Below are 11958 nucleotides of genomic sequence, written 5' to 3'. Positions count from 1 at the left end.
ATCAGAGGCAACCATGCAAGACGTCGGCGCGCTCGCGCTCCTCCCCGTCGTCATCATCCTCGTCGTCGCGGTGCTCACCCGACGCACCCTCTTCGCCATGCTCTGCGGCACCCTCGTCGGTGCCGTGCTGCTCGGCGGCTGGGGCTTCTTCGACTCCTGGATCGGCTACTTCGGCTCGGCCATGGCCGACGAGACGCTGCAGTGGCTCATGCTCGTCGTCGTGCTCTTCGGCATCCTGATCACGCTCTTCGAGCGCTCGGGCGCCGTGCGCGAGTTCGCCGCGTGGGCCGAGCGCTTCGTCAACTCCCGGCGCAAGTCGACCGTGCTGAGCTTCCTGCTCGCGATCGTGCTGTTCGTCGACGACTACCTGAACGTGCTCACCGTCGGCACCTCGATGAAGGCCGTCACCGACAACTACAAGGTGCCCCGCACCGAGCTCGGCACCATCATGAAGCTCACGGCCGCCCCCATCGCCGTCATCGTGCCGTTCTCGACGTGGGCGCTGTTCTTCGCCGGTCTCCTCGAGGCGCAGGGCGTGACGGCCAACGGCTCGGGCTTCGGCGCCTACCTGCAGTCGATCCCGTACATCTTCTTCGGCTGGATCGCGCTCGTGATCGCGGCCCTCGTCGCGTTCGGCGTCTTCCCGAAGCTCGGCGTGCTGAAGAAGGACCTCGCGCGCGCCGAGGCGACCGGCGACGTGTTCCCCCTCGGCACGACCGACGAGGAGCGCGCCGCCGAGGGTGCCCTGCCCGTCGACGCCGAGGTGGGCGAGTTCGCCGTCGCAGGCGACGGGGGCGCCCGTGCCGTCGCGGCGCCGACCGTCGAAGCCGCACCCGCACCCGCCGCCGTCGCGACCCGCGCCCCCGAGCTCACGAAGCCTCGCCCGTGGAACTTCCTCGTGCCGATCGCGGTCATGATCGCCGTCACGATCCTCACCGAGGTCGACGTGCTGAAGGGCACCGTCGCCGCGCTCCTCGTCGCGATCGTCATGTACACGGTGCAGCGGCGCCTCAAGGTGAAGACCGTCTTCGAGGCGGCGTTCGACGGCGTCGGCAGCATGCTCTTCGTCATCGTGCTCACCGCGCTCGCGTTCATGGTGCAGCACATGAACATCGACCTGAAGCTCGCCGACTTCGTCATCGCCTCGACCGAGCCCGTCATGATCGGCGCGCTCCTGCCCGCCATGGTGTTCCTCGTCTGCGGCGTCTACGCCTACGCGACCGGCTCCTTCTGGGACCTCGCCGCGGTCATCACCCCCATCGTGATCCCGCTCGCGCTCGCGATGGACGTGAACCCGATCATCGCCGGCGCCGCCGTGTTCTCGGGCGCCGCGCTCGGCTCGACCACGTGCCTCTACGGCGACGGCATCATCCTCGCGTCGCGCTCCATCGGCATCAAGCCGCTCAACCTGATGTCGGCGATCCTGCCGTACGCGGGCATCGCGGCGGCCCTGAGCCTCATCGGCTATCTCGTCGTCGGGTTCCTCGGCATCTGAGCGCACGTCGGGCGCAGCCCGCACGCCGAACGAGCCGCGCAACGGCGAAACGGCCGGCAACCCGAGGGTTGCCGGCCGTTCGCCGTCTCCTGCGGCTCGGACTCAGTCGAGCAGGTGCTCGAGCGCCCGGCCCATCCAGTCGGCCCGCACCGAGGCATCCGTGATGCCCTCGAAGCCGAAGCCCGCGAGGAGCGAGCCCGGCGTCGAGATGACCGCGCCCTCGGGGAACCCGCCAGCGGTCGTGCGGATGAAGGTGTTCGGGTTGGGCGCGCTGCCCGCGGGCGGACCCGTGAGCTCCCACCCGCCGAGGTCCGACTCGAACGAGGTCGAGCCTTCGCCCGTCGAGACCTCGATGTCATCGAAGAACACGCCGAGACCCTGCGTCGACCAGTCGCTCGCGTACGAGAGCGAGACCTCGACCTGGCCGCCGGCGAAGTCGCCGAGGTCGACCTCCCACTCCTGCCAGCCACCCGAGTTGCCGGATGCCGCGTTCCACTCGCCGGTCGTACCGGTCGGGCTGCACGCGCCGCCGTTCAGCGTCTGGTAGTGGTCGAGCTGCGGGTGCAGCTCGTTCCAACCCGAGAGGCAGCTCTCGCCGGTGTTCTGCGAGGTGTTGCCGTTCAGGTCGGGCAGGGTCGTCCAGTCGTCCTGGCCCGGGGTGTGCGCCTCGACGAACGTGAAGTCCCAGTCCGCCTCGGTGTCGTACGACGTCCAGAACGAGAGGGTCGCCCCGCCCGCCGGAACGTCGATGGTGCGCTTCACCTGCTTGTACGAGACGTCGCCGAGCTGCGAGTACACGTAGTACTCGCCGGTGTGCGGCTCGAACGGTCCGCCCTCGCGATCCCAGCGCGCCGCCACCGCACTCGCGAACTGCGGGTACGTCGCGGGGTCGAGCACGCCGCTCGTCGAGATGAACGAGTTCGTGTGGTCCTGGTTCTGGGCGCTGTCGGCGCCGTTGAAGCCCCACGCGAGGCCGCCGAGCGGCTCGCCGACGCCGAACGCGTCGAGCACGTTGCCGTCGGCGTCGAGACCGCCCTCGCCGACCGCCACGTAGCCGCCGAACCAGTACTGCAGCACGTCGTTCGTCGAGTCGCCCGAACCGCCGATCGGCTTGCAGCGCGCCGCGATCGCCGGGTCGGTGGTGCACGGCGCATTCGCCGACGTCGGGTCGAAGAGCTGCGTGCCGACGATGGGCGTGTACTGCGCCGGCCCCCAGTCGCCCGTGTAGAGCACCTTGCCGCCCTCGTTCATGAAGTCGCGCACGTTCAGGAGGTTGTCCATCGCGAGGCGCGAGGCGTTGCCGCCCGGCCATCCGGCCTCACGGGTGACGATGTCGTCGCCCGTGTACCAGATCACCCCGTCGTAGTGCGAGAGCACGCCGAGCGCGTCGGCCGCGACACGGCCCTGCGCGTCGACGTCGTACACGTCGTACGAGGTGCCGTTCGCGTCGAGCGCGTCGGTGTACGAGTCGAGGTAGTGCGGCCCGGGGGTCTGCACCGGCGAGGCGCCGCTGTAGTCCTCCGCGGCGAGCACGAGCACGTCGGCACCCGACTCGGAGACGGCCTCGTACGTGAACGAGTCGCTCGTCGCACCGCCGCCCTCGAACCAGACCTTCACCGTGTCACCGGGGTCGGTGCCCGTCACTACGCCGCTCATCACCCGGTAGTACACATCGGTGCCGCCGCCGTAGCGATCGCCGCCGTCCCACTCCGAGGTCGGTGCGCTCTGCGTCGGGCCGCCGTCGATGGAGTACTTCACGGTGACGTCGCCGAGGCTGCGCTTGGCGAGCACGCGCACCTCCTGCGGGTCGCCGTAGGAGACGTCGAAGGTGAAGTTCGCCTGCGGCAGCCCCACCTTGTAGTCGTCGTCGCTCTGCAGGTAGAACGGCTTCGTCGTGTTGCCGAGGTGCGACACCGGGTTCGCCGGGTCCTTCGCCGACTTCGCGACGTCGGTCGAGAACGGCAGGATGCGTTCGAACTCGGCCTGCACCTGCGCCTCGTCGTCGGGGAACACGAATCCGCCGCCGCCGTCGCCCTCGCCGAGCTCTGGCGTCCACGCGAGCGTGCCGTGCGAGACGTGGGCGAAGTCGGTCGTCTCGCCGTTCGTCACGTAGAGCACGTCGGAGGAGAGGCCGGGCTCGAAGTCGTCGACCGCGGGTGCGTCGAGGTTGCCCGACAGCGCGGTGTAGATCGGGTCGTCGGCGCTCGGCGTGCCGATCTGCCACCCCTCGGGGTAGAGCAGCCACTGTCCGAAGGAGTGGTAGTTGACCTGGAACTCGGGCTTGGCGCGGTCGAACAGCGCCATCATCGCCTGCGTCTCGGGCTCGGAGGCCGCCGACGGTCCGCGGTACGTCTCACTCGCGCTCTGCGACGAAGAACCCTCTTCGTCGTAGCCGAAGTGCTCGGCGTAGTTGCGGTTCGGGTCGACGCCGTCGCCGCGGTTGACCTCGCCGTTGCCGTCGTTGTCGCGCAGGTTCTTGCGCCAGAGTCGCTCGTGGTCGAACGTGTACTGGTAGCCGTCGGGGTTGGCGACGACGAGGAACCACAGCTCGGTCGACTTCAGGAGGTTCTTGACTTCTTTGTCGTTCGCCCTCCACGCGTCGATGTACGAGTTGAGCAGGCGCCGGTTGACCTCGGTGCCGATCCACTCGCGGGCGTGCTGGGTCGAGCTGTAGAGGGCCGCCGGGCGGCTGCCGTCGGCGATGCCGCGGGCGCCCTGGGTGAGCTTCAGCGCGATGATCTCGCGCCCCTCGTAGGTGTGGCCGAGCACGACGAGCTTGACGAGCTGCGGGTTCTGCTTCGCGAGCCGGTAGAGCTCGTCGCGGATCCCGCCCTTCTCGTCCCATGAGCGCCAGACGTTGTAGCCCGACGCGGCCTGCGCCTCGGCCTGCTGGCGCGCGGACTTGCCGTCCTTGCCCTTCTTGACCTTCACGTCGACCCCGCGCTTCGCGAGACCCTTCGCCTCCTCCTCGGTGAGGATGAGGTCCATCGCGACGCCGTCGGGGGTGGCGGTGGTGGCGGCGACGTCGTAGCCGGCGCCGGCGAGCTCGGCCGCCTGCGCGGCGTCGACCTCTGCGGTGTACATGTCGAGCGCGTCACCGTCGGGTGGTGCGGCGTTCGCGCTCATCGGTGCGAGCAGCGCTGCGCCGACGGCGAGAGCCACCGTCCCGATGGCGATTCGTTGCATGGTGGAGCGGATTGCGGTCATGACGACTCCTCCGGTCCGCCGAAGACGGCAGCCAGCGGGTGTCGGTGGCGAGGTTGTTGCTCGTTCACTGTCTCGCCACGCTTCTGGCGCTCTGCGGACCCTAGGCGCAAGACTGCTGCGGGCGCGATCGGCTGTCAAGGGGGAGTCGAGAGTTCTTCGATTTCCATGCGGGTGACCGCCCGTTCGCAGTGCCTCGAAATCCGGTGTCGCTGCACCGAATCCGGCGGTTGCTGCTTAGGCTCGATCACGATGATCCGCTTCGACTCCGTCACCAAGTCCTACTCCGGCCAGTCCAGGCCGGCCCTGAACGACATCGGGGTCGAGATCCTGCGCGGCGAGTTCGTGTTCCTCGTGGGCGCCTCGGGCTCGGGCAAGTCGAGCTTCCTCCGGCTGATCCTCAAGGAGGAGAAGCCGACCAAGGGGCGGATCCACGTGCTCGGCCAGGACCTGGGCAAGATCTCGACGCGCAAGGTGCCGTACTTCCGGCGCGACCTCGGCGTCGTCTTCCAGGACTTCCGGCTCCTCCCGAACAAGTCCGTCTTCGAGAACGTCGCGTTCACGCTGCGGGTCATCGGCAAGTCGCGGGGATTCATCCAGTCGGCGGTTCCCGAGACGCTGAAGCTCGTGGGCCTCGACGGCAAGGCGAAGCGCATGCCGCACGAGCTCTCGGGCGGTGAGCAGCAGCGCGTCGCGATCGCGCGCGCCATCGTCAACAAGCCGCAGATCCTCCTCGCCGACGAGCCCACCGGCAACCTCGACCCGGTCACGAGCGCCGGCATCATGACCCTCCTCGAGCGCATCAACGCGGGCGGCACGACCGTCGTCATGGCCACCCACGAGGCGGGCATCGTCGACCAGATGCGCCGCCGCGTCATCGAGCTCTCGGCGGGCGACATCGTGCGCGACGAGCGCAGCGCCGGCTACGACGGTCAGACGGTCCGCGACGTCGACTACGTTCCCGAGGCGGCGGGCGACGTCGCCGAGGGCGACGGCGCAGCGAGCACCGCACCGGATGCCACGGAGCGCGACGAGCCCGCAGCGGCGGGCGTCGCGGCGGCCGCGGGCACCATGAGCGCCACGATCCCCGTCGCCCCGAAGGTCACGCAGGAGATCATGCGCGACGCCGAGCCGCTCTACGTCGAGCCCGAGGCGACCGACGAGGTCACCGATGCCGCCGCCGAAATCACGAAGGCCGCGACGGGGGCGATCGAGGTCGACCCCGAGAAGCTCGCACCGAAGACCGGCGCCAAGCCCGCGGCATCCGAGCATCTGACCCTTGCCGAACGACTCGGCCTCAGGGCACCGGGGGGCCCCCGGGAAGGCGATGACGACCAGGAAGTGGGGCCGACGAAATGAGGCTCGGTCTCGTGCTCGGCGAGGCGGCCAACGGCCTGCGTCGCAACGCCTCGATGGTGGTGTCGGTCGTGCTCGTCACGTTCATCTCGCTCACCTTCGTCGGCACGGCGGCGCTGCTGCAGCTGCAGATCGCGCAGATGAAGGGCTTCTGGTACGACCGCGCCCAGGTCGCCGTGTACCTCTGCACCGCCATGTCGACCGCGGGCACCTGCGTCGGCGGCGAGGCGACCGAGGAGCAGAAGGCGGCGGTCGAGGCGCAGCTCGAGAGCGACACGCTCTCGCCGTTCATCGACGAGTTCTACTTCGAAGACCACGAGCAGGCGTACGAGAACTTCCAGAAGCAGTTCGAGGGCACCCCGTCGGCCGACTACGTGACGCCCGACGTGCTGCCCGAGACCTTCTGGGTGAACCTCGTCGACCCCTCGCAGTCCGACGTCATCGTCGAGAGCCTCGCGGGCAAGGAGGGCGTCGAGCAGGTCGTCGACCAGCGTCGCTACCTCGACCCCATCTTCGACGCGCTGAACACGGCGAGCTACACGGCGATCGCGGTCGCGGTCGTGATGCTCATCGCGGCGGCCCTGCTCATCGCGACGACCATCAGGCTGTCGGCGTTCTCGCGGCGACGCGAACTCGGCATCATGCGGCTCGTCGGTGCGTCGAACCGGTTCATCCAGACGCCGTTCGTGCTCGAGGGCGTCTTCGCGGGGCTCATCGGTTCGCTCCTCGCGGGTGGGGCGGTCGTCGCGATCGTGCACTTCTTCGTTCAGGGGTATCTCGCGCAGAACCTGTCGTTCACCTTCGTGAGCCTCGCCGACGCCCTGCTCGTGGTGCCGTTGCTCGTGCTCGTCGGCGTGCTGCTCGCGGCGGCCTCCGCGGGCATCGCGATCACCCGCTACCTGAAGGTCTGACGCTCGCCGGTCGCGAACCGGCTAGACTGAACGGCTGCCTCGGATGCCCCGGGGCGACGTGATTCAAACGAAGGAGCCCGCCGTGCCCAGGGAAAGCGGTCAGAAGGTGGTGGCGACCAACCGCAAGGCGCGCCACGACTACACGATCGAGGACACCTACGAGGCGGGCATCGTGCTCTCTGGCACCGAGGTGAAGTCGCTGCGGCAGGGCCGTGCGTCGCTCGTCGACGGGTACGCCTTCGTCGATGGCGGCGAGCTGTGGCTCGACGCGGTGCACATCCCCGAGTACACCGAGGGCACGTGGAACAACCACGCGCCGCGCCGCAAGCGCAAGCTCCTGCTGCACAAGCAGGAGATCGTGAAGATCAGCCACAAGACGAAGGAGGGCGGCTACACGCTCGTCCCGCTGTCGCTGTACTTCAAGGACGGCCGTGCGAAGGTCGAGCTCGCGGTCGCGAAGGGCAAGCGCGAGTACGACAAGCGCCAGGCGCTGCGCGAGCGCCAGGACAAGCGCGAGGCCGACCGGGCGATCTCGAGCCGCAAGAACCTCGGCGAATAGGCAGGTTCCGCGGGGTAGGCTCGGCCTCGATGAAGACCTCGATGCGCATCCCCGTTCCCGGTACCTTCAACTTCCGCGACGTCGGCGGGCTGCCGGCACGCAACGGCGTCGTACGCGAGGGCGTGCTGTTCCGCTCCGACGGCCTGCACCGCCTCGGCGACGCGGGCAAGGCCGAGCTCCGCGAGCTCGGGGTCGGCATCGTCATCGACCTGCGCGACGAGAACGAGGCGCAGCGCATGCCCGACGATCTCGACGGGCTCGAGGTCGAGGTGCTCCGGCTCCCGGTGTTCGAGGGTTCGGGCGCATCGCAGGGCATGGCCGGCATCTCGCTCGAAGCGCTCTACGAGCGCATCGTCACCCAGCACGCGAGCGTCGTCGTCGACGCGCTCCGAGAGATCTCGAGCGCGGGGGAGCGATCGGTGATCGTGCACTGCACCGCCGGCAAGGACCGCACGGGCGTGGTCGTCGCGCTCGCGCTCATGGCCGTCGGCGTCGACCGCGAGTCGGTCGTCGACGACTACGCGCGCACCGAGGCGAACCTCGCGGGCGAGTGGCTGGAGGAGATGGTCGAGCTGATCGGCCGCTACGGCGTGCCCGACACCCCCGAGCTGCGCACGCTCATGGGCGGCAGCCCGCGCGAGGCGATCGAGGGCGTGCTCGACTCGGTCGAGCGGGCGCACGGGTCGACGCGCGAGTACCTGCTCGCCTCGGGCCTCGACCTCGCCGATCTCGCGGCGCTCGAGACGCTCCTCGTCGAGGTGCGCTGAGCGGTCGCGATCAGGCCTCGAATCGGGCCTCGACGGACGCTTCGATCACGAGCTTCGCGGGTGCGAACTCGGCACCCGAGCCGCCGCCCGCCATGTCGGAGGACGCCGCCATCGCGAACATCCGTGCGCCGCGGGGCTGCGGCGCCGGGTGTGCGGCGAGCAGGCCGGTGTCGGCGAGTTCGACGGGCACCGGCGTGCCGAGCCCGAGTGCGGAGGCGTAGACGCGCGCCTTCTCGACGGCGTCGGCGACGGCGTTCCGCTGGGCGAGCTCCTGCACGCGTCGGCGCGTGGCATCCGTGAGGCGCCAATCGATGCCGCCGATCGCGAGGTGCTCGGCGACGCTCGCGCCGCTCACCCACTCGCCGAGCCGCTCGAGGTCGGTGAAGACGACCTCGACCTCGGCGCTCGTCTGGTGCACGAGGGGCAGCTGCTTGCCCTCGTTGTTCCACGGGCGGTGCGACCAGACCCGGAGCTGCCCGGCCGACCAGGTGTCGAGGGCACCCGCCCCTTCGAGTGCGCGCACCTCGGCGATGAGTCGCTCGCGCGCCTCGGTGGTGCGGGCGAGCGCGGTGTCGCGATCGGGGGCCGAGGTGCCCACGGTGACGGCGACGGCGCCGAGTTCGGGCTCGATGCGTTCTTCGGCGGTGCCGCGCACGGCGATGACGGTTGCCACAGATTCCTCCAGATGCCCGCTCGGGAATGGCGGAGCGGACGCGCCTGTTCTAGACTGTAGGGCCGGGCAGTCATCGACAGGTGAATGCTCGCCGTGAATCGGGTTCGTCCCGATCTTGAGAACTCCACAGCGTGCGACAACGGCCCGTCGAATTCGTTCGACGTCACCATGGGGATGATCGGTTTCGACATCGTCTGCGTACCCACGAGAAGCGGGCCGAGGATGCAGGGTTATCTCGTAAACGATCTCTGCAAAACAATAACTGCCAATAAGAAGCAGTCTGACTTCGCCCTCGCTGCCTAAGCGAGCCCGATAGTCCGTCAGCCCGGGGGTGTTCCCGCCCCGGTCGCTGGCGTCATCTAGGGAACTTGCTGCGCGTCGTCGCCTGAGCGACGTGCGGGACTTTTTCAGGCTGGGCCCGTCGACCTAGGTGCCTGTGGCAAAGGTCGGGGCCGAGTAGAACGCCTTCACAGGATGCGCCCGGAGAAGGCGTGGAAACTCAGCGATGGACGGGGGTTCAATTCCCCCCATCTCCACCCAGAAGGTCGTTGTCGCACGCTGCGGAGCCTCGAGCACCGAGCCCACTCGGGCTGCGCTGGAGCGCGCCGCGTCCGAGTGCCCGCGCCTCAGTCCGTGCCCGTGCCTCAGTCCGTGAACGCTCCGCCGCAGTAGTCGCAGTCGCCGTCGGGGCAGTACCACTGGCTGTTCTGGTCGTCCATCATCGGATCCTTCGTCGGGCCTTCGCGTCGCTCGGGGGTGCGCCGCGATGGTTGACGATCCTGCCAGCACCGAGTACCGCTCGGGAATGGCCGCACGGGTGAATTCGAGCGCGTCACATCGCCACCGTGTCGAGGCGCGGCCGAGGCATCCGATCGCGTCGTTAACATGGGGCGCATGCCCTACCTCGCCGACGCCGCCCGCTACGACCGCATGACCTACCGCCGCACCGGCCGATCGGGGCTGCAGCTGCCGCTGCTCTCGCTGGGTCTCTGGCAGAACTTCGGCGACGACCGGCCCCTCGACGCGCAGCGCGCGATCGTGCGTCGCGCGTTCGACCTCGGCATCACCCACTTCGACCTGGCGAACAACTACGGGCCGCCGTACGGCGCCTCCGAGGCGAACTTCGGCCGCCTGCTCGCGAGCGACCTCGCCCCGTACCGCGACGAGATCGTCGTGTCGACGAAGGCCGGCTGGGACATGTGGCCCGGCCCGTACGGGGCCGGCGCGAGCCGCAAGTACCTCATTTCGAGCCTCGACCGCTCGCTCGAACGTCTCGGCCTCGACTACGTCGACATCTTCTACTCGCACCGACCCGACCCGGGTACCCCGCTCGACGAGACCGCCGCCGCGCTCGACCACATCGTGCGCTCGGGCAAGGCGCTCTACGTCGGCATCTCCTCGTACGGGGCGGAGGCCTCCCGCGAGCTCGCCCGGCTGCTCGCCGAGCGCGGCACGCCCCTCACGATCCACCAGCCCTCGTACTCGATGCTCAACCGCTGGATCGAGACCGACGGGCTGCTCGACGCTGCCGGCGACGACGGCTACGGCGTGATCGGTTTCACCGCGCTCGCCCAGGGCCTGCTCACCGGCAAGTACCTCGGCGGGATCCCTGAGGGGTCGCGCGCGGCGGGCGAGGGCTCGCTCGGCCGAGACATGCTCTCGGAGGAGACGCTCGAACGGCTCCGCGGGCTCGCGGCGATCGCCGAACGGCGCGGCCAGTCGCTCGCGCAGCTCGCGCTCGCGTGGGCGCTGCGCGACGAGCGCGTCACGAGCCTCGTGATCGGCGCCTCGAGCGTCGCGCAGCTGGAGGAGAACGTCGCCGCACTCGACCGCCTCAACTTCACCGCCGAGGAGCTCGCCGAGATCGACCGGTTCGCGGGCGACGCGGGCGTCGACCTGTGGGCGGATGCCCGCGGCGGCGGCCCGCTGCCGGTGCTGCGGCCCTGAGCGGGCGCGTGCCCGAGGCCCGATGAACGGTCGCCTCCGGGCGAACCAGCCGCTGCGTGGCGCGTGACGCTCGTCAGCCGCCCGCGGCGACCGCTCGGAGGCGCCTGGCGGCGAGTTCGACCGCAGGGTGGGTGCGCATCGACCGTTTCACGCGCAGCATGATGCGCCGGCGGGCGGCCTCGTCGGCGATCGGCCGCATCACCACTCCCGCGGGCAGGTCGATCGCCCCGAGCCTCGGAAGCACCGTGATGCCGACGCCGTGCGCGACGTAGTCGAATGCGCTCGTGTAGTCGGGGGCGTGCAGGCGGAACCGCGGGGCGAAGCCGAGCCCGGCGCAGGCCGAGACGATGATCTCGCGGCAGGTCCCGTGGCTGTCGTCGTTGTCGATCCACCGCTCGTCGGCGAGCTCGGCGAGCCCGACTGACGGCCGGTCGGCGAGCCGGTGCCCGTCGGGCATGACGACGACGTAGCCCTCGGTGCGGAGCTCGTCGAGGTCGTAGCCGTCGGGCGAGCCGTCGGCGACGGCGGGGTCGCGGTCGCCGCGCACCGACTCGGCCACGTAGAGCTCGAGGTCGGGGTCGCCGGAGAGCTGCCCGCGTCGTTCGATCATGCTGAGCTCGAGGCGGAGCAGCGGGAACTCGTGCGTCAGTTCGGCGACGATCGCCGGAAGCCAGGCGCGATTGGCCGACATGAACGAGCTGATGCGGAGCGTGCCGCTGCGGCCCGCGCGAAGGTCGTCGAGTGCGCCGTCGAAGTCGGCCAGGTGGTCGAGCACCCGGCCGGCGCGATCGGCGACGGCGATGCCTGCCGACGTCGGGGCGATGCCGCGCCCGCGCCGCTCGAGCAGTGTGAGGCCGGTTTCGCGCTGCAGGGCGCTGACGTGCTGGCTCACCGCGGAGGCCGTGTAGCCGAGTCGTTCGGCGGCGCCGTTGATCGAGCCGGTCTGCACGACGGCACGGAAGATCTGGAGGCGATGCGGGTCGACCACGGCTCGATCGTACAGTTCTACTGAAGAGAAGCCAAGTATCGTTCACTTGTGCTGTCGT

9 protein-coding genes and 1 other RNA gene are annotated in these 11958 nt (G+C 69.7%); 7 read left to right on the top strand and 3 right to left on the bottom strand.

All coding sequences use genetic code 11. The features are described from left to right. Positions 1 to 13 precede the first annotated feature (13 nt). A complete protein-coding gene (locus tag ACFVTX_RS01940) occupies positions 14 to 1495 on the top strand; it encodes a Na+/H+ antiporter NhaC family protein (RefSeq protein ID WP_386897566.1) in 1482 nt (493 codons plus the stop codon). A 102-nt stretch (positions 1496 to 1597) separates the two neighbouring features. On the opposite strand, the gene ACFVTX_RS01935 is transcribed toward ACFVTX_RS01940, so the two are convergent. After that, the gene (locus ACFVTX_RS01935) at positions 1598 to 4702 is read right to left on the bottom strand and encodes a M14 family zinc carboxypeptidase (RefSeq protein ID WP_386897564.1); all 3105 of its coding nucleotides are present in this window, start codon (positions 4700 to 4702) and stop codon (positions 1598 to 1600) included. A 249-nt stretch (positions 4703 to 4951) separates the two neighbouring features. Between ACFVTX_RS01935 and ftsE the strand changes: the two genes are divergently transcribed. From ftsE to ACFVTX_RS01915, 4 genes are all read left to right on the top strand, one after another. Continuing rightward, the gene (ftsE, locus tag ACFVTX_RS01930) at positions 4952 to 6058 is read left to right on the top strand and encodes a cell division ATP-binding protein FtsE (RefSeq protein WP_386897563.1); all 1107 of its coding nucleotides are present in this window, start codon (positions 4952 to 4954) and stop codon (positions 6056 to 6058) included. Then, positions 6055 to 6966, top strand: coding sequence for a permease-like cell division protein FtsX (gene ftsX / locus ACFVTX_RS01925; RefSeq protein WP_386897561.1), 912 nt, complete (start codon positions 6055 to 6057; stop codon positions 6964 to 6966). The genes ftsE and ftsX overlap by 4 nt, the downstream gene beginning before the upstream one ends. 82 nt (positions 6967 to 7048) lie before the next feature. Further along, complete coding sequence (smpB, locus tag ACFVTX_RS01920; RefSeq protein ID WP_386897559.1) at positions 7049 to 7525, top strand: SsrA-binding protein SmpB; 477 nt, start codon at positions 7049 to 7051, stop codon at positions 7523 to 7525. 29 nt (positions 7526 to 7554) lie between these two features. Next, positions 7555 to 8292 carry a tyrosine-protein phosphatase gene (locus tag ACFVTX_RS01915; protein WP_386897557.1) on the top strand — a complete coding sequence of 246 codons (738 nt, stop codon included), beginning with the start codon at positions 7555 to 7557 and terminating at the stop codon, positions 8290 to 8292. Between the two features lie 10 nt (positions 8293 to 8302). Here the strand turns inward: ACFVTX_RS01915 and ACFVTX_RS01910 are convergent, their stop codons facing one another. After that, positions 8303 to 8965, bottom strand: a complete 663-nt coding sequence (locus tag ACFVTX_RS01910) for an SIMPL domain-containing protein (RefSeq protein ID WP_386897555.1) — start codon at positions 8963 to 8965, stop codon at positions 8303 to 8305. Positions 8966 to 9135: 170 nt separating this feature from the next. Between ACFVTX_RS01910 and ssrA the strand changes: the two genes are divergently transcribed. Both ssrA and mgrA read left to right on the top strand, forming a co-directional pair. Further along, positions 9136 to 9504: a transfer-messenger RNA gene (gene ssrA, locus ACFVTX_RS01905) on the top strand. A gap of 355 nt (positions 9505 to 9859) precedes the next feature. Then, positions 9860 to 10912 carry an L-glyceraldehyde 3-phosphate reductase gene (mgrA, locus tag ACFVTX_RS01900; RefSeq protein ID WP_386897554.1) on the top strand — a complete coding sequence of 351 codons (1053 nt, stop codon included), beginning with the start codon at positions 9860 to 9862 and terminating at the stop codon, positions 10910 to 10912. A gap of 73 nt (positions 10913 to 10985) precedes the next feature. On the opposite strand, the gene ACFVTX_RS01895 is transcribed toward mgrA, so the two are convergent. After that, positions 10986 to 11900 (bottom strand): LysR family transcriptional regulator, encoded by a 915-nt coding sequence (locus tag ACFVTX_RS01895; protein WP_386897552.1) that lies wholly within the window; start codon positions 11898 to 11900, stop codon positions 10986 to 10988. Between the last annotated feature and the right edge of the window lie 58 nt (positions 11901 to 11958).

Source organism: Agromyces sp. NPDC058136, assembly GCF_042884375.1.
Lineage (GTDB): Bacteria > Actinomycetota > Actinomycetes > Actinomycetales > Microbacteriaceae > Agromyces.
This window is presented reverse-complemented; position numbering and strand designations above follow the sequence as displayed.